Raw genomic sequence first — 18483 nt, forward strand, 5'->3', positions numbered from 1 at the left:
TTTGTGTGTCGAGGTGGCCCTTCGACGGGGGGGCCCGAGTCGAGTGGCCACTTTGTCACGCGGCCCGCGGGGGTTTGTGTGTCGAGGTGGCCCTTCGAGCGGAAGACATGTGTCGAGATGGCCGCTCGACGGGAGGGGGGCGGGTAGGCCGCAGGGTTGGGCGGCATACGTCCCTGGGTGTTGTTCACGCGGCGAGGACGAGCGTGAGCGCAAGGCCCGCGACGAGCAGCGACGACAGGAGCCCCAGCAGCAGGTCGGCGCCCCCCAGGCGCCGCAGCGCACGGACGTCGACTCCGCAGCCCAGCGCGAACATCGCTGTGGCCAGGGCGAACTCCTGCACGTGGGCGACCCCCGAGCGCACCGCGTCGGGCACGGGCAGGACGCTGCTGATGACGACGAGGACGGCGAACGCGACGACGAAGAAGGGCACGATCGACGGACGCGCGGTTCGCGCCGTCTCGACCTGGGACCCGCGGGCCCGGAGCGAGAGGGCGACGAGGACCGGACCGAGCATGAGCACCCGGGTCAGCTTGACCAGGACGGCAACCTGGAGGGCGGCTCCGCCGATGATCCCGCCGGCGACGACCACCTGACCTACCTCGTGGACACTCCCGCCGATCCACGCACCCGCGTCGCGCGGTCCGAGTCCGAGCAGCGTTGCCGCGGCAGGCAGAGCGAGCATGGCAACCGTCCCGAAGGCGACGACGAGGCCGAGCGCGCTCGCGACGTCCTCCTCCTCGGAGTCGACCACGCCCTCTGCGGCAGCCACGGCCGCCGCACCGCAGATGGAGAAGCCGCAGGCGATCAGCACCCGCCTGGCCGCCGGGACGCCGAGCGCCGCCCCGATCAGCATGGTGCCGGTGATCCCTCCACCGACGACGAGCACGACGCACAGCACGGTGCCCCAGCCGAGACCGAGCACCTGGCCCACGACGAGCTGGAAGCCCAGCAGGGCGACACCGAAGCGCAGGACCCGGCGGGCCGCGAAGGCGAGACCCGGCGCCAGGCGTGGCGCGCGGCGGCTCGTCGACCCGAGCGCGATGCCGAGGACGATGGCGACCAGGACGCTGCTGACCAGCGGGACGACGGCATGGACGAGAAGCCCGACCACGCCTCCGGCCGCGGCCAGCGCGACGCCTGGGACGATGCCACCGCGCACCGGGGGGTGGTTGAGCTTGGCTGGGACAGCGACGGATTGGGCCACGATGGCCACTGTGCTGGAGCAGCGGGCCGCCGAGTAGACGTCAGTTCGGCAGGACCCCATGCGCTGTTGATATAGCCCGGTCGCTGGCGCTAGCGTTCAACGGTGCCTCCATCGCGACCCGACCTTCGAGCGCTCGAGCTGCTCGTACACGTCGCCGAGACGGGGTCGCTGAGCGCAGCCGCCCGGGCCGTGGGGATGGCCCAGCCGAACGTCAGCCGATCGCTCACGCGCCTCGAGCGTCAGTTGTCGGTGCCTCTCGTTGACCGCGGCCCGAGCGGTTCGACCCTGACACCCGAGGGCGTGCTGGTCGTCGAGTGGGCGCGAGAGGCTGTCGCGGCCGTCGACCGTGTCGTCACCGGCGCGAAAAGCCTTGCGTCGCAGCAGAATGCGAGCCTGCACGTCGCGGCGAGCCTGACGATCGCCGAGTATCTGGCGCCGCGGTGGCTGTCGCGGCTGCGGGAGGTCCAGCCGGATGTGCGCGTGAGCCTCGCGGTGGCGAACTCCGACCAGGTGCTCGAGCAGGTGACCCACGGCGACGTCGCGCTGGGGTTCGTCGAGTCGCCGAGCGTGCCGCGGACCGTGTCGTCGCGGGTGGTGGCGCGCGACGAGCTCGTCGTCGTGGTCGGCCCGGCGCACCCGTGGGCGACCCGTCGCAGGCCGGTGCTTCCGGGCGAGCTGGCCGCCGGCGACCTTGTCATGCGTGAGAGCGGCTCTGGCACCCGGCAGACCCTGGCACGGGCGCTGCACGACGCCGGCGTGCCGTTCCCCGACACCCATCTGGAGCTGGCGAGCACCGCCGCTGTGAAGTCGGCCGCCGCCACCGGGTCGGCGCCGGCCGTGCTCAGCGCTCTGGCGGTGGAGTCGGAGCTGGCGACCGGCGTCCTCGTCAGGGTGCCGCTCGAGGGGCTCGATCTCGGACGTCGGCTGCGTGCGGTGTGGCCGATCGGCGTGCCGCTGGCTGGAGTCGGCGCGACGCTCGTGCGCCTGGCCGCGGGCGCCACGATCGCCGGCGACCGGCCCTCGACGCGCTAGGGCGAGGCTGCGCTCACCGTGTCGTCTCCCCGCGCGTGTAGCGGTCCCAGAGCTGTGTGGCGGTCTCTGTGTCGATGTTGTCGACGTCCGCCGGGGCCATGCCCACGACCTTGATGAGAACCTCTCGAAGCCAGCTGGGAAGCGTGGCCGCCTGACGTGGTTCGGCCGCAGCGGAGAACCCGGCGCCTACCTTTCCTAACCGCTCGATCGCCTCGGCCAGTGCGACGGTGTTCGACGAACTCCCCATCGATGCAGCTCGAGCCTGCATCTCGGCGTAAACCTCGGCGTCAGCCCGGGCGCCCACGGCCCAGACCTCGGCGATGTCGATGATGATCTCGTCGACGTCGTCATGAAAGACGCGCCACACGACACGCCAGTCGCGGTCCCCGATCGTGAGCTTTCTGTAGCCGATCAGCGCGCCCTTGAGGGGCTCCCCGGCTTCGGGGTTCTTCTCCAGGTGGATGCACTTCTTCAGAGCCCACCGGACCACCTGTGGATCTCCCCGGCGGGCAATGTTCTCCAGGTCGTCCATGGCAGCGTCGGTGAGGCGTACGACCGTCTTGATGGCCTCAGGATGTCTGCCGGACCGTCGAGTGTCGGTGCCGGCCTGGCCAGGCCTGGGAGTGCGCTTCTTTGGCGGGGTCACTCGCGTCCGGCCGCCAGGTCTTCGGCGAGCTCCGCCTCCAGCTCGGCGCGGTCGAGTCCGAGGGCGGTGATGGCATCGTCAAGACTCGTCCGTCGGCCGGAGTCGGTCGCAGCACGGGCGAGCAGCAGGGCGGTCTCACGAAGGTCCGCCTCGAGCTGCGTGATCGCGTTGAGGTGGCGCATGCTGACCACGGCCGCGACGGCCCGGCCGTGACGCTGGACCACGACGTCGTCACCCCGCTCGGCCTCCTTGACCAAGCCGGGGACGCCGCGGGCCGCCGCCTCGGTCACCGACAGGACGTGAGGGTGCTCGACGATGATCATGTCAGAAACTATACACTTTTCTGCACAGTGAGGTGCTGCGGCCTCTTCCACCCCTACCTCATGGCCCGGAAGACCGCCCGCAGGAGCGGTCCCATTGAACCGAGCCGAACCTGCGCCCGGGGGACGGCGAGGCGATGCGGCAGCCACGGAGCGGCATACCTGCCTTGCGGCGCCGTTGGCGCTTTCCGGTGCTGCTCGCCGGTGTCCGCGTGGCGGCGGGTGCGTGCTGCCCGCCGCCACGCGGGGTCCGGTCAGCCGACGGCGACGTCGACGATGTGCATGGCAGGCACTCCGCCGGCGACCGAGTCGCCCACGGCCGGCAGGGTCACGCCGACCACGCGGACGTCCGACCGCACCGGGATCTCGGCGTAGAACAGATACGTGTTCCGCGTCCGGCGACCGCCGACGCCGTTGTCCGCCTTGTTGTTGTTGGCGTTCATGTACGGCATCTTGATCGCCTGCAGGTTGGCCGACGGCGGGTTGAAGTAGTCGTCGACCGTGATGCGGTAGACGGCGGTTGTGCCGTCCTCGTAGTGGACGACACCGCTCTTGGTGAGAGGGCCTCGGCTGGTGGCGCCGAGGATGGCCAGGCGCGTGCCGGTCCCGGACACCGCGATGGTCTGGCCGCTGGCGAGCACGTTGTCGGGCACCCCGATCCCGGAGACCGGCCAGACCAACGGCACCCGGTCGGCCGGCGCGGGGATCGGAGAACCGGGCACGACGCCCGCCGCGGTGAGCGCCTGGAGGGAGAACGTGTTGCCGACGCCGTCGAGGTCACCGGTGGTCCAGTCCGCGTCGTCGGTGATGCTGACGTTGTTGCGCGCTGCGGCAAGCGTCGTCGGCACGGCGACCGAGACCTCTGCCTCGGCACCCGCACGGATCGCCCGGCTCTCGTACACCGCGGTCGCGAGGAACGAGTGCGTGCCTGCCTTGACCGACCCGTCGACGATGAGCTCCCACTGTGCGTCGAAGCTGGCGCCGGGCTGCACGATCGTCGCGGTCACCGGCGTGATCGGCGCCGGAGACCAGCCCGCATCGGCGGGCAGCCGCAGCTGGACGTTCCGGATCGCCGCCCCGGTGGAGTTGGTCAGCCGAGCCGACACGACGACCCGCTGCCCGGGTGCTGCCATATACGGCGCTGCCGAGACGCGCAGGTCAGTCTCGCCGATGGGCTGTGCGCCGGGCGCGACGTTGCGCCCGGTGAGGGCTGTCGACACCGAGCCGTATGCCGGGTGGCTGACGGTGACCGTGACGCGTCCGGGCTCGTTGGGCCGGGTCCGCAACCAGACGGCGCCGACGCCGCCGGCGGCGGCCAGGTCGAACGTGCGGTCCCCGACCAGCCGGCCGGGACCCCGCACGTCGATCGTCACCTGGCCGCCGACGTAGGGCCGCGGCGCGCCGTACCGGTCGACGACACGGAACACGACACGCGTCGCGTCCGAACCGTCCGCGTCGATCTCGTCGTCATCCGCGACCACCTCGAGACGGTCGCCGGACTCCTGCGACGAGAGACGTCGCGACGCGACCAGGGCGTCGCCGATGTAGGCGTCGATCCGGAGCTCGGGACGGTCCGTGCCGTCGATGCCGGAGAGGTCGACGAAGGACGGCGGGAAGCGCAGGTTGCCAAAGCGCGCACGGTCGGGGACCACCGTCGCACGGTGCTCGTCAGCGACGTAGACCTCGAGCCGCTCCGCGTTGGAGCAGATCATGGCCGCCGTGCCGGGACCGTTGTTGGTCGATCCGGGGCCGAAGTCCCAGTAGAACGCCGGCTCGATGACGACGTGCCTCGACGGGTCGACCTGGGCCCGGTAGATCGCGGCGCCCAGCTTCGGCTCGCGGAACAGGTCGACGACGCCCACGTGCTTGATGCCGTCGACCTGGCGACCCGACCCCGACGGGTAGTCGAAGGCCGCCCAAGGGATCACGCCGGCATACCGGGTCGAGGACCCACCGACATGGTGGACCCGGGCGTGTGCGTACGCCTGCCCCTGCTGGTCGGCGACGGGGTCGATGCGCCGGTAGGTCGAGGCGGGCCCGCTGAGGGCACCGACGCACTCGGAGACCAGGTAGGGCTTGGAGTCCACGTTGCGCGGGGCAGTGAGGTTGGCCTCGCCGGAGCTGGTCCGGGCGTACTCGTTGATGGCGAAGACGTCCTGCTCGAAGGTCGCCAGGTTCTTCCCACCGCCGAGCATGGCGCCGGTCGTCTGGCGTGAGTCGTCAAGCCCACGGACGATCGCGCGGGTCTCGGTGAAGAGCGTGATCCCGGCCGCCGTGGACCCCGCCTCGTTGAGGCGCGCGCCCCACAGCACGACCGAGGGGTGGTTCCGGTTGGCGACGACCATGTCGTGGACGTTCTCGCGGACGCGCTGCTTCCACACGTCGTCGCCGATGTACTGCCCCCAGCCCGGCGACTCGAGGAAGACGAGCAGACCGAGCTCGTCGCAGGCGTCGTAGAAGTCCTGCGACTGCGGGTAGTGCGAGCAGCGGACCATGTTGCAGTTGAGGACCTGTCGCAGGATCTGTGCGTCCTTGCGCTGGACGCGTGCAGAGAGCGCGCCACCCGCGAACGGGAACACCTGGTGCCGGTTGAGGCCGAACACCTGCAGGCGCTTGCCGTTGAGGTAGAGACCGTCCGTCTCGAAGCGTGCCTCCCGCAGCCCGACCACGGTCAGGTGGTCGTGCACCGGCTGCTCGTCGATCTTCAGTGTCGTGACGACCCGGCACAGGTTCGGCTCGTCGACGGACCAGAGGCGCAGCGCCTGGAGGTCGCCCACGGTCACGGTTGTCGTCACGCGGCCGGTCGCCGAGATCGTCAGCACGCCGGTCGCCCGGGCGACGGTCGTGCCGTCCTGGACGACCTCGACCTCGACCGAGGCGCCGGCGGTCGGCACCACGCCGGCATCGACGGTGACCTCCACCTCGATGCGGCGGCCGGTGCCGAGGACGTCGACGGGCTTGGCGAAGACGTCGGCGATGAAGACGGTCGGGACGCCCCGGAGGCGGACCGGGCGGTAGACGCCTCCTGGCTGCCAGAAGTCGACGGTCGTCGGGTCGTCCGAGCCGCCGCGGTTCGGGGGCACGTTGACGCTGAACGTGCTGTCGACCTCGAGCGCGAGGACGTTCCCGGTGGGCCGGAGGTGGTCTGTCAGCTCGAGGGAGAAGGGGAGGTAGCCACCGGTATGGGTCGGCAACGACTGCCCGTTGAACACCGGCGTCGCCTGGGTCATGACGCCCTCGAAGTCGGCGAAGACGCGCAAGCCCTGGAGCTGCTCGGGGAGGTCGAAGGTGCGGCGGTAGAGCCACGAGCCGGACCACGACCTCGGGTCCCAGTTGCGCCACGACAGGGCGGTGACGGTGTGGGGGAGGGTGACCAGGGCGAGCGTCCCGTCGTCGAAAGACTCGCTCAGCCCCCCGGCGCGGGCGCGGCCGAAGCGCCAACCGCCGCAGAGGGATTCGGTCACCGCGGACGCCCCACGAGCCGTTGCCGCTGGGGCCTCCGAGGTCCCCGCGGTGGCGGCGGACGCGGTCGGCGGCCGGTGCGCCAGGACAGCAGCGGACAGGACTCCGAGCGCCCCGGCTCGTAGGACTGAGCGCCGGCCCGGCGCGGGTGACGTTGGGATGGTCACGTTTCTCCTCCTTGAGATGGTGAACCTGATGAAAGGGGATGCAGCGCTAGTGGTAAGACCTCCGACTACTATGCAGATGGGCGAGGCCAGTGGCAAGAGGTCGTTCCTCTTGACAGTCGCGAGACGGCCTATCTAGCATGACGACTCGTCAGAGGTCTTACCACTTAGGAGTGATGGATGGCCCAACACTTTCTCGTACACCAGTCAGGGGACTCGGTCGGCGTCGCAGTGACAGACATCGAGCCCGGCACCGACGCGTCCGGTCGTTACCAGGACGACGACGCGCGCGTGCAGCTCATCGTGACCGAGCGCGTCCCGCTGGGCCACAAGATCGCTCTGGCGGACATCGCCGAGGGTGACCGCATCATCGAGTACGGCGTGCCGATCGGCCGGGCCACCCAGGCCACTGTGACCGGTCAGCTCGTCCACGTGCACAACCTGAAGGGAGAGCGCTGGCAATGATCGGCGACCGGACTTTCTACGGCTACCGTCGCCCTGACGGCTCGGTCGGCTGCCGCAACCACGTCATCGTGCTGCCGGTCGACGACATCTCCAACGCCGCCGCGGAGGCGGTCGCCAAGGTCGTCAACGGGGTGCTCGCGCTGCCGCACCCGTACGGCCGGCTGCAGTTCGGCCCGGACCTGGAGCTGCACTTCCGGACGCTCATCGGCACCGGCTGCAACCCCAACGTCGCTGCTGCGATCGTCATCGGCATCGAGCCGAACTGGACGCAGCGCGTGGCGGACGGCATCGCCAAGAGCGGCAAGCCGGTGGTCGCGCTGTCGATCGAGGGCAACGGTGACCTCAAGACGATCGAGCGGGCGAGCCGCGCGGCGATCGCCCTGATCCAGGACGCCACGAGCCTGCAGCGCGAGCCGGTCAGCCTCACCGAGATGCTGATCAGCACCAAGTGCGGCGAGTCCGACACCACCTCCGGGCTGGGGTCGAACCCGACGATCGGCCGGTTCGCCGAGCGCTTCACGGCCGTCGGCGGCACGTTCTTCTTCGGTGAGACCTCCGAGCTCACCGGCGGCGAGGACATCGTCGCGAACCGCATCGACGACCCGGTGCAGCGCGCGAAGTTCGAACGGCTCTTCGACGAGCACCAGCAGGTCATCCTCGCTCAGGAGGCCGACCTGCTCGGCTCCCAGCCGACCGAGGGCAACATCGCCGGCGGCCTGAGCACGATCGAGGAGAAGGCGCTGGGCAACATCCAGAAGATCGGGCGGGCCCACGTCACCGAGGTGCTCGAGATGGCAGAGGCCCCGAAGGGTCCGGGCCTGCACTTCATGGACACCTCGAGTGCGGCCGCGGAGTCGATCACGCTCTTCGCCGCCGGCGGGGCTGCGCTGCACCTGTTCACCACCGGTCAGGGCAACATCATCGGCAACCCGATCGTCCCGGTGCTCAAGCTCACCGCGAACCCGCACACGGCGCAGTCCATGTCCGAGCACATCGACCTCGACATCTCCGCGGTCATCACGGCGGACATGTCGCTGGACGAGGCGGCCGACCTGGTCGAGGACGCGGTCATCGACTGCGCGTCCGGCCGGGTCGCGGCAGCTGAGGTCCTCGGACACCGCGAGTTCGTCCTCACCCGGCTGCACCGGACCGCCTGAGGCCCTCCACGGTGGACGGGGTGGCCGGGGCTTGAGGGGTCCCGACCACCCCGTTCGCACGTCCGCATCCAGCCCGCCCAGGCGCACCGATCCACCCCGCCCAGGTGCACCGATCCACCCCGCCCAGGCGCACCGATCCACCCCGCCCAGGTGCACCGATCCACCCCCGCAACACACCGAGCAGTCGTAAACCGATGAGGGAAATAACCATCATGGGTTGACGACTGCTCGGTGTGTTGCGTCTTGCATGTGCGGGCCTGCCGAGCGCTCGCCGGCGCCCGATCACGGTTCGAGGTATTCGGGTCGAGGTAGCGGTCCGGGCTATGGGGCGACCGGATACCTCGACCCGAATACCTCGAAGGAGGCGCAGGTGAGCGGGGTTGGGGAGAACAGGGGAGAAGGGCCCAGGGAGTGGCTCAGGTCGTGGGTGGTGCTGGTGGTGTGCGCCAGACACCGTCGGGGTCGGCGTCACCGTCGTCATTGACCACGCCGTCCACATCGGCCACCCCGAGGCGGTCGAGCCATTCGCCGAGCCGGCCCAGGGTGGTCGCGTCGATGGCGAGCGCCTCGTCGTCCTCGATCTCGTGGGGCATGCGCCGTCCGGCCCCGGGCAGCCGCCCGCCACTGGTCTGGACGCGCTTCTCGAGCTCGCCGAGGCGTTCCTCGGAAAGCCGGTCCGGGTCGATGGCACCGGGGTCGATGGTCACGACGAGGTGCGAGATGCCCTGGGGGACTGTCGCGTCGTCGGCGCGGAACATGTCGCTCACTCCGGTCGACAGCTGCGGGCCGACGAGTCCGCCCGTGAGCGACTCGACCAGGAGGGCGAGCGCGAAGCCCTTCGCGCCTCCGAGCGGCGCCAGCATGCCGGCGAGCGCAGCCGCCGGGTCGGTGGTGGGGTTGCCCTCGGCATCGAGCGCCCAGCCCGCCGGGACGGCCTCGCCCTTTGCCGCCAGCGCGGCGATGCGGCCGCGCGCGACGGCGCTGGTCGCCAGGTCGATGATCGCGGGCCGGTCTCCGAAGGGCACCCCGGCGGCAATCGGCGACGTCGAGAGCACCGGTGCGGCGCCGCCCCACGCAGGCATGACGGCGGGTCCGTTGGAGAAGGCCAGACAGGCGTAGCCGCGACGGAGGGCCGGCAGCGTATACACGCCCAGCGCGCCGCAATGGCTCGAGTTCGCCACCGAGACGACCGACACCCCGTGTCGGCCGGCCCTGGCGGCTCCCTCGAGGGCGGCGGCCCAGAGCTGCCAGTGGCCCAGGCCCGCCTGGCCGTCCCAGGAGACGACCGCGCCGTTGTCGTTGCGTGCGACGAGGCCGGCGTCGGCCCGCTGGCCGCCCGCGGTGAGGCGTTCCAGGTAGTACGGCAGTCGCATCAGGCCGTGCGACCCGATGCCCCAGCAGTCGGCGAGGACGATGGCGTCTGCGGTCCGGGCGGCATCTCGCTCGGGCACTCCGGCGGCCACCAGCAGCCGGCGTGCGCGGCCACGTCCCTCGGAGACGGTCCAGCCGGTCATCGCCGGGGCTCCCGGCAGGCGCCTGCGGCGAGGTCGCTGACTCCGCCGGTGAGGACCTTGCCGAGGTCGGCAGCGAGACGCTCCATGATCGCTCGCTGGCTCTCGACGGTGATCCCGGCGATGTGGGGTGTGAGCACGAGGTTGGGCAGGCCTTCGAGGCGACCCGGCTGAGGCGGCTCCTCGGCGCGGACGTCGAGCGCAGCGCCACGGATGCTCCCGGCCTCCAGCGCGTCTGCGAGGGCCGGTTCGTCGACGACCTCGCCCCGGCCGACGTTGACGAAGATGGCGGTGGGCTTGAGGTCGGCCAGGAACGCGGCGTCGACCAGCCCGATGGTCTCGTCGGTGGCGGGCAGGTGGCAGCTGAGGACGTCCGAAGCGGCACGCAGCTCGGCCAGGTCGACGAGGCGAATGCCGAGGGCGGCCAGGTCGGGGTCCGCTGCGTCGACATGCGGGTCGTGTGCGATCAGCGTCATGCCCAGCGCGCCGGCGATGCGGGCCGCCGCCTTGGCTGTCGCGCCCGCGCCGAGCATTCCCCAGGTCCCCCCGGCCAGCTCGTGGCCGGGCGTGCGGACCCACTTGCCGGCCCGCGTCTGCTGGTCCTGCGCGACCAGGTCACGTGCGACGGCGATGGCCAGGCCGACCGCATGCTCACCGACACTCACGGCGTTGGCGCCGAGCGGTGCCACCACGACGACACCACGCTCGTCGGCAGCCCCGACGTCGATGTTGTCGAGCCCGACACCGGCCCTGGCGACGACACCGAGCGACCGTGCGGTGTCGAGCACACGTGCCGTGACCTGGGTCCGGTTGCGCACCACGATGCCGCGCGCCGCGTCGATGAGCTCGGCCGGGACATCGGCCACATCCATTTCCGAAGGCAGGCGTACGACCTCGGCCACGCCGCTAAGATCTTCGAATGCGGATCCCCACACACCCTCGAACACAACGAGTTTGGGTTTGAGCGCCACCACGGCATCTCCTGTCACTGGGTATGGGCCAGTCAGTGGCTCTACGGCGCGAGGTTGGGTTCGCACGCCGCGCAGTCGACTGCTCGGCCGTGCGCACGGTGGAGGTGCGCCGGGCCGGTAGCTGACCTTGGCCTGAAGTGTGTCAAGGTAAGTGGTCTTACCTCTAGAGGTCTGCAACAATAGGAATGACGTCACGGGGATGTCAAGGAAGGGAGTTCACAGTGAGTCAGGCAGAGGGGACGGCTCCGACTTCTGAGGCTTGGCACAGTCTCGGTCTTGGGGGCCTCAATGCGCGCATCCGTGAGGAGATCCTCCGGGTGCTGCGCGAGCAGCAGCTGGCGCCGGGCGACAAGCTGCCGGCCGAGCGGGAGCTGGCCGCGCTGCTCGGAGTGAGCAGGCCGTCGGCGCGGGAGGCGATCCGGTCGCTTCAGGCCGAGGGGAGGCTCGTCGTCAAGCACGGCCAGGGCGTGTTCGTCGCCGAGCCGGCGACCACCCAGCGGCTGCGCGCCGCGCTGTCCGAGCTCGACCACGACCTCACCGAGCTCTTCGACATGCGCGAGGTGCTCGAGGTACCCGCCGCACGCTGGGCCAGCGAGCACAAGGACGCCGGGGCGCTGGCGCGAGTGTCGGAGGCGCTGGAGCGCCTCGAGCGCGCGACCGAGCGGACGCCGATCGACTTCGACGAGCTCCAGCGGCTTGATGCCGCTTTCCACCTGTCCATCGTCGAGGCGGCCGGGAACCGGTTCCTCATGCAGACGCAGGACGTGCTCAACCAGATCATGAAACAGGGCATGAAGACCACGCTGGAGGTCGAAGGGCGGGTCGAGGCCTCGCGCATCGACCACCGCCGCATCTTCGACGCGATCCTCGCCGGCGACGGCGAGCGCGCCGGCCGGGCGGCACGTTCGCACGTTCGTGCGGCGCGCAAGGCCGCCCTGCGCCGGCTGTCAGCGGCGCCACCACAGGCTTCGTAGTCCAGGCTGTCCGGCCGCCCACTCCCTGCGGACTGGGCGGCCGGACTGCGTCCCGGCTCAGGTGAGCCATCGGCGTTCCATCGACCCGTTCGACCGACCGCAGCTGCCCGGCGCTCCGTTTCCTCGACGGTCGGCCGTCCTTCGCCCGATGGACGTGACATTGACTCTTGACTCCACAGAGGTCTAACCTCTGGCCAGTTGGACGTTGTGTGAGTCGGTGGGGCTCCGGCTCGAGAACCGCTTCGAAGGCATCAGTACCGAGACCGTGGGACTCGACCACGTCATCGAGCGTCGGCCTCCTCGACGGAGGGCTCCGGTGAGCCGCAGGCAGAGTTGCCACGCTGGACGGAAGGACTCCATTGACTCCCGACACGCCCACCGGCTTCAGCCGTCGCAGCTTCCTGCGCGGCGCCGGCGTCGGCCTCGCAGGCACCGCGTTCGCGCTCGCACTGCCCGACGCCGCGTGGTCGACAGCCGGACCGGCCCACGTGCGGATCCCACTCGACACGGGGTGGCGCTTCGGCCCGCTGCCCGAGAGTGCCGACGCGACGGCCCTCGACTTCGCCGACACCGCCTTCGAGGAGGTGACCCTGCCGCACAGCACGGCCCGGCTGTCGTGGCGCGACGTGCGGCCGCGCGACTTCCCGGGCGAGTATGCCGGGGGCGCCGCGCCGTATGAAGGCGTGTGGATCTACCGCAGGGAGTTCGACCTCCCGAGCGGGGCCGACGGCGCCCGGGTCTTCGTCGACTTCGGGGCGTCGATGGCGTCATCCACCGTCCACCTCAACGGGCAGCGGCTCGGCACGTATGCCGGTGGGTACACACCGTTCACGTTCGAGCTCACCGACGGGCTGCGTCCGGGCCGGAACCTCCTTGTGGTGCGGGTGGACTCGCGACGGACACAGACCGGCATACCTCCCTTTGGCGGATCCTTCGGCAACGACCCGACGCTCGTGCGCGTCGACTTCGACACCTTCGGCGGCCTCCACCGGAGCGTGTCCCTGCGCGTCGTCCCGCAGACCTTCATCGAGAATGTCTTCGCCAAGCCGCTCGACGTCCTCACTGATGGACGCCGCCTCGAGGTCGACTGCCACCTCGAGGGCACGGCGGCCCTGACCCAGGTCGCCTCGGTCGAGGTCGAGCTGCGCGACGGCAGCCGTCTCGTCCGGCGCGGCACAGCCCAGGTCGCGAACGGCATACCCCTGGCTCAGGTGTCCCTGACCGAGCTCTCCGACGTCGAGCTGTGGGACGTCGACAACCCGAAGCTCTACACCCTCTCCGTCGTGCTCCGCGAAGGGCCGGACGGCTCCGGACGGCCGCTGCACGAGTACTCCACCAGGGTCGGCATCCGCGAGACACAGTTCACGCCGAACGGCTTCTACCTCAACGGGAAGCATCTCAAGATCCGCGGCATCAACCGGCACGAGATCTACCCCTACGTCGGCAACGCGATGCCCGACCGGGTCAAGGCGCGTGACGCCCACATCATCCGCCACGAGCTCAACTGCACCATGGTCCGCACGTCCCACTACCCACACTCGGATGCATTCCTCGATGCGTGCGACGAAGTCGGGCTCCTCGTCTGGGACGAGATGCCCGGCTGGGGCTTCGTGGGCGGGCAGGCGTGGCAGGACGTCGCCACCGAGAACGTCGAGAAGATGATCCGCCGCGACTGGAACCACCCGTCAGTCGTGCTCTGGGCAGTGCGGGTCAACGAGTCGAACGCGAGCTTCGCCGCCTTCGAGACCCAGCTCAACGACCTCGCCCACCGGCTCGACCCGACCCGGCAGACATCTGGCGCCTACAGCGGCACCCAGACCCTTCGCCAGGACGTCCGCGGCCAGAACGACTACGCCGACGACGAGTGGCACCCGCTGACCCCGCCTCGTCCTGGGCGCTACATCATCAGCGAGGCCGTGGGCCAGAAGCGCCCCGGCGGCGACTTCACGCAGACGTACACGCGTACCGACGCGGTCGCGGCACAGCAGGCCCAGGCCCGCCGGCACGCACTGGTCCACAGCGCGGCAACCGCCGACGACAGGTATGCCGGCGTGCTGGCCTGGTGCGCGTTCGAGTACCTCTCGCCGCGCAACTCGGTCCGCGACATCAAGACGCCGGGCGTCTGCGACATCTTCCGCGTGCCCAAGCTCGGCGCGTCGTTCTACCAGGCGCAGCTCCCGCCGTCAGAGCGCGTGGTCGTCCAGCCGGCCTTCTACTGGGACTTCGGGCCTGCGTCGCCGACCGGGCCGGGCCGGGACGCGCTGATCTTCTCCAACTGCGACCGGCTCGACCTCGAGCTCGACGGGCGGCCCTACGCCTGGCTCACACCGGATCACACCCGGTTCGCCGGCCTCGACCACCCACCGTTCCCCGTCGACCTGCTCTTCGAAGGTGACCGGCGACCGGTCGAGCTGACCATCAAGGGCTACGTCGGCGACCGTCTGGTGACCAGCCGGACGATGTCGGCCGACCCGTCCGGGGACCGGCTGGCCGTCACCGTCGACGACGCCGCGATCCGAGCCGACGGCATCGACGCCACGCGCGTGGTGTTCCGCGCCGTGGACGGCGACGGCTTCCCCCGTCCCTTCGTCACCGGGCGTGTGCAGATCGACACGGCGGGCCCCGTCGACGTCGTCGGCGACCGCGACTTCGACTTCGAAGGGGCCGGCGGAGTGGGCGCGGTGTGGGTGCGTTCGGCCGGCCGCCGGGCTGGGCGGGCCGTCATCACGGCCAGCCACCCGACGCTCGGCGGCCAGACCGTCACCGTCCAGCTGACCCAGCCGGGGCCGAACGCCAACGCCCTCGTCTGACCCAGACCGCGGGCACGCGCGGTGCATCCTCCGTCGCGGACGCACCACCTCCCCGCATCACCTCCTTGCACCACCTCCTTGCACCACCTCCCTGCGCCACCTCCCTGCGCCACCTCTCTGCGCCACCTCCCTGCACCACCTCCCCGAACGACCTCCCCGAACGACCTCCACGAACCAACTCCCGCGACACCTCCCGTGTCGATCCCCACCACCCCCGAAAGGACGTGCGATGGACGTCAACCCCATCCCCGCACCCTCCCTGGCACCGACCACCGGCGCTGACCTGACCGACGCCCCGAGCGGCCCGGCCGAGCACCTGCCGTCTCGTCCCGCACGCCGCCAGTTCCTCCTCGCCAGTGCCGCAGGCACGCTGACGGCTGCGGCGTGGACGCTCGTCGGTGCTCCTGCCGCCCGCGCCAGCGGTCCGGTGGCCTCCGGTCCGGCCGCACGCATCGAACCGCTCAACGTGGGCTGGGAGTTCGGGCCTGCGTCGGGCGGCCCCACGCGCACCGTGACGCTCCCGCACTCCGTCACCCAGCTCGGCTGGCGCCTGTGGGACTCGTCGAGGTGGGAGAAGGTGTGGAGGTACACCCGCCAGTTCGACCACCCGCAGCCGTCCGGGAAGCTGCGCACGTTCATCGACTTCGGAGGCGTCCTCACGACGACCCGCGGCACGATCAACGGTCGCGAGCTACCGGTCCACCGCGGCGGCTACCTGCCCTTCTCGTACGAGGTCACGGACGACCTGCGTCCCACCGGGAACGTGCTGACGCTCGAGGTCGACGCCCGCTGGGACGAGACGCCGCCGTCGGGGTCGCCCCTCGGCGCAATTGGCTGCGACTACTTCCAGCCTGCAGGTGTGTACCGCGACGCCTCGATCCGCTTGGTACCGCAGGTTTTCGTCGCCGAGGTCCACGCGACGCCGCGGGACGTGCTCGACCCGGCGGCACGTCGCGTCGAGGTCGCCGTCACGCTGGATGCGGCGCTCGCCGTGCCGACGGGTTCCCGGGTCGACGTGCGGCTGACGTCGTCGTCGGGCCAGGTCGTGACGCAGACGTCGGCGCCCGTCACCCTGGGCCGGCCGGGGCGGGTTGATGCGAGTGTCACGCTCGACGGCCTCGCTGGGGTGGACCTGTGGCACCCCGACCACCCTGCCCTCTACAGCGTCGAGGTGACCCTCGTCATCGGCGGGGAGCAGGTGCACAGCTTCACCCGGCGGATCGGGTTCCGCGAGGCGCGGTTCGAGAACAACGGCTTCTTCCTCAACGGCTCGCGGTTCAAGCTGTTCGGGCTCAACCGTCACCAGCTCTACCCGTTCGTCGGCATGTCGATGTCGCCGCGGATGCAGCGGTCCGAGGCCGCGATGCTGCGCAACGAGCTGAACTGCAACATGGTCCGCTGCTCGCACTATCCCCAGTCCGAGCATTTCCTCGACGCCTGCGACGAGCTCGGCCTGATGATCTGGGAGGAGACGCCGGGGTGGGGCTTCGTCGGTGGTGACGAGTTCAAGGAGCTCGTCGTCCAGGACGTGAGGAACATGGTGCTGCGGGACCGGCACCGTCCGTCCGTCATCATCTGGGGCGTCCAGGTCAACGAGTCGGACCGCGACCCGGTGCTCTGGGGCCGCACCCGCGACCTGGCCTACGAGCTCGACGGCACCCGGCAGACGTCCGGGTCGGCCACGGCGCGCAACCTCACCAACTGGGTGCAGGACGTCTTCGCCTACGACGACTACGGCCACTCGCGTGGAAACGCGACCATCTCGGCGCCGCTCGCCGGCACGCCCTACCTGGTGACGGAGTCCATCGGGGCACTCTCCGGCCCGCCCGGATACCGCCGCATCGACGGTCAGGTCGTCCTGCAGACGCAGTCGCGCATGCACGCACAGGTCCACAACACGTCGTTCTCCAACAACGGGTATGCCGGCCTGCTGGGTTGGTGCGGCTTCGACTACGCCTCGCTCGCCGGAGGGACGTTCTGGTCGACGAAGTGGCCGGGCGTGGTCGACCTCTTCCGCGTGCCCAAGCCGGGTGCCGCGTTCTACCAGGCTCAGGTGTCACCGTTCGTCCGGCCGGTGCTCCAGCCGGCGTTCTTCTGGTCCTTCGAGGACCCGTGGGACATCCGTGCGCTGGGCAGCTCTGCGCTGATCTGGTCGAACTGCGACCGGCTCGAGGTCTTCGTCGGGGGGACGCTGAACCAGACGCTCACTCCCAGGACGAGCGACTACCCACGGCTGCCCTACCCGCCGTTCGCCATGGACACGTCGGCCATCGACGGCGCGGCGCGGCCGGAGCTGCGGATCGACGGCTACGTCGGTGGCAACCTCGTCGTGTCCCGCCGGTTCGACGCCGACCCGGCCCGAGACCGTCTTGCCGCACGAGCCGACCACGATGAGATCGTCGCCGACGGGTCAGACATCACGCGGGTGGAGTTCCGGTCGGTCGACAGCTTCGGCGAGCCTCGCCCGTGGAACCGGGGAGACGTCGCGATCACCATCAGCGGCCCGGGCACCATCGAGGGCGCCGTCGTCACTGTCGAGGCGTCGGCCGAGCCGGAGCTGATCCGGGCCGGCGGGGAGAGCGTCGTCACGGCTCGTCTCGCGAGCTCGACCTTCCCGTTCAGCGAGAACGGCGGCGTCGGTGCAGTCTTCGTCCGCAGCGTCGCCGGACAGCCCGGCCCGATCACGGTCACGCTGACCCATCCCGAGCTCGGCACCCAGCGCGTCGCGATCACCGCGACGGCCGACCCGGGGCTGCAAGGCCCGGCGGCGTGGCTGCGGGCGACGCCCCGCACCCAGCGCCTCGTCGATCCCGGCCTGGCGCTGAGCCTCCCCGCGGGGTGGACTGCGGAGCCGCTCGACGGCGCCCCGGGCGGGGCCGTCGCTCCCGGTGCGAGCGTCTCCCGGAGGTGGCGGGTCACTGCGCCGGCGACCGTGCCGGCGGGAGCACCGACCGCAGTCGGTGTCGAAGCCACCTACGTGCTCAACGGCGAGGCGGGCTCGGGGACGGCGACCGTGCCGGTGCGCCTGGCCACCTCCCTCCAGGAGGCCTACAACCTCGTCGGCATCACCGACGACTCGGACACCAGTAAGGGTGACTGGGACGGACGTGGGAGGACGTACTCGCGACAGGCACTGGCTGCCGTCGGGCTCACCCCGGGACTGGCCCTGACGCATCGCGGGGCACCGCTCGTCTGGCCGGCCGCCCAGAACGGCGAGCCCGACCACTTCCTGACCTCCGACCGGGCGGTCAGCCTCTCCGGCAAGGGGTCCGCCCTGGTCATCGTCGGGGCGAGCTCCTACACGGTCGGGGTCGCGAGGGCCGTCGTGTACTACCGGGACGGGTCCCAGGACCCGGTGACATTCATGCTGGAGGACAACACGACCGCACCGGCGCCCGAGTTCACGGTCCTGGCCCTTACGACGTACTCCAACCGGCCCGAGGGCCAGAACGGCGAGGACTGGCGAGTCCTGTCCACGGAGATTCCCCTCGATCCCGCCAAGGAGCTCGACGGGATCGCGTTCCTCGACGGCGGGTACGTGGCAGCGAACGCCCGGATCCGCGGGATGCACGTCTTCTCGCTCGGCGTCCGTCCCTGACGGGTCGTCCGGACAGCGGCGCCCGGTCGACCAGGCTCGATGCCTCGTCGAGCGGGCGCGGCAGGCCCGTCGGGCAGGTGACCCGCGGCCCACCAGTCGAAACTCACACGGCCACAAGGCCATTGAACGTCAGCACTTTCATGCTCCCTCCCGCAGAAAGGTGACACCG

12 protein-coding genes are annotated in these 18483 nt (G+C 70.6%); 6 read left to right on the forward strand and 6 right to left on the reverse strand.

Annotated features, from left to right (window positions below; all coding sequences use genetic code 11):
* Positions 1 to 184: 184 nt before the first annotated feature.
* The gene (locus ACYVLP_RS08630) at positions 185 to 1204 is read right to left on the reverse strand and encodes a YeiH family protein (protein WP_460626933.1); all 1020 of its coding nucleotides are present in this window, start codon (positions 1202 to 1204) and stop codon (positions 185 to 187) included.
* A gap of 102 nt (positions 1205 to 1306) precedes the next feature.
* Here ACYVLP_RS08630 and ACYVLP_RS08635 point away from each other — a divergent pair, with 102 nt between their 5' ends.
* Positions 1307 to 2236 (forward strand): LysR family transcriptional regulator, encoded by a 930-nt coding sequence (locus tag ACYVLP_RS08635; protein WP_460626934.1) that lies wholly within the window; start codon positions 1307 to 1309, stop codon positions 2234 to 2236.
* A 13-nt stretch (positions 2237 to 2249) separates the two neighbouring features.
* On the opposite strand, the gene ACYVLP_RS08640 is transcribed toward ACYVLP_RS08635, so the two are convergent.
* The 3 genes from ACYVLP_RS08640 to ACYVLP_RS08650 all read right to left on the reverse strand — a co-directional run bounded on the left by ACYVLP_RS08640 (position 2250) and on the right by ACYVLP_RS08650 (position 6831).
* Positions 2250 to 2882, reverse strand: a complete 633-nt coding sequence (locus ACYVLP_RS08640; RefSeq protein WP_460626935.1) for a type II toxin-antitoxin system RelE family toxin — start codon at positions 2880 to 2882, stop codon at positions 2250 to 2252.
* Positions 2879 to 3205, reverse strand: coding sequence for a type II toxin-antitoxin system prevent-host-death family antitoxin (locus ACYVLP_RS08645; protein ID WP_460626936.1), 327 nt, complete (start codon positions 3203 to 3205; stop codon positions 2879 to 2881). The genes ACYVLP_RS08640 and ACYVLP_RS08645 overlap by 4 nt, the downstream gene beginning before the upstream one ends.
* A 251-nt stretch (positions 3206 to 3456) precedes the next feature.
* Positions 3457 to 6831 (reverse strand): glycoside hydrolase family 2 TIM barrel-domain containing protein, encoded by a 3375-nt coding sequence (locus ACYVLP_RS08650; RefSeq protein WP_460626937.1) that lies wholly within the window; start codon positions 6829 to 6831, stop codon positions 3457 to 3459.
* A gap of 177 nt (positions 6832 to 7008) precedes the next feature.
* Between ACYVLP_RS08650 and ACYVLP_RS08655 the strand changes: the two genes are divergently transcribed.
* Together ACYVLP_RS08655 and ACYVLP_RS08660 are read left to right on the forward strand one after the other, a co-directional pair.
* Complete coding sequence (locus tag ACYVLP_RS08655; RefSeq protein ID WP_452269981.1) at positions 7009 to 7293, forward strand: UxaA family hydrolase; 285 nt, start codon at positions 7009 to 7011, stop codon at positions 7291 to 7293.
* On the forward strand, positions 7290 to 8450 hold the full coding sequence (locus tag ACYVLP_RS08660; RefSeq protein WP_460626938.1) for a UxaA family hydrolase: 1161 nt from the start codon (positions 7290 to 7292) through the stop codon (positions 8448 to 8450). The genes ACYVLP_RS08655 and ACYVLP_RS08660 overlap by 4 nt, the downstream gene beginning before the upstream one ends.
* A 416-nt stretch (positions 8451 to 8866) precedes the next feature.
* On the opposite strand, the gene ACYVLP_RS08665 is transcribed toward ACYVLP_RS08660, so the two are convergent.
* Both ACYVLP_RS08665 and ACYVLP_RS08670 read right to left on the reverse strand, forming a co-directional pair.
* Positions 8867 to 9964: an Ldh family oxidoreductase gene (locus tag ACYVLP_RS08665; protein WP_460626939.1), complete on the reverse strand. Its 1098-nt coding sequence runs from the start codon at positions 9962 to 9964 to the stop codon at positions 8867 to 8869.
* A complete protein-coding gene (locus ACYVLP_RS08670; protein ID WP_460626940.1) occupies positions 9961 to 10863 on the reverse strand; it encodes an NAD(P)-dependent oxidoreductase in 903 nt (300 codons plus the stop codon). Before ACYVLP_RS08670 ends, ACYVLP_RS08665 begins: the two co-directional genes overlap by 4 nt.
* Before the next feature lie 290 nt (positions 10864 to 11153).
* Between ACYVLP_RS08670 and ACYVLP_RS08675 the strand changes: the two genes are divergently transcribed.
* The 3 genes from ACYVLP_RS08675 (at position 11154) to ACYVLP_RS08685 (ending at position 18314) form a co-directional block, all read left to right on the forward strand.
* On the forward strand, positions 11154 to 11906 hold the full coding sequence (locus tag ACYVLP_RS08675) for a FadR/GntR family transcriptional regulator (protein ID WP_460626941.1): 753 nt from the start codon (positions 11154 to 11156) through the stop codon (positions 11904 to 11906).
* A gap of 359 nt (positions 11907 to 12265) precedes the next feature.
* Positions 12266 to 14716, forward strand: a complete 2451-nt coding sequence (locus tag ACYVLP_RS08680) for a glycoside hydrolase family 2 protein (RefSeq protein WP_460626942.1) — start codon at positions 12266 to 12268, stop codon at positions 14714 to 14716.
* A 229-nt stretch (positions 14717 to 14945) separates the two neighbouring features.
* Entirely contained in the window at positions 14946 to 18314 is a 3369-nt protein-coding gene (locus tag ACYVLP_RS08685; RefSeq protein WP_460626943.1) for a glycoside hydrolase family 2 TIM barrel-domain containing protein, read from the forward strand.
* Positions 18315 to 18483: the final 169 nt, after the last annotated feature.

The organism is Intrasporangium mesophilum (genome assembly GCF_054783095.1).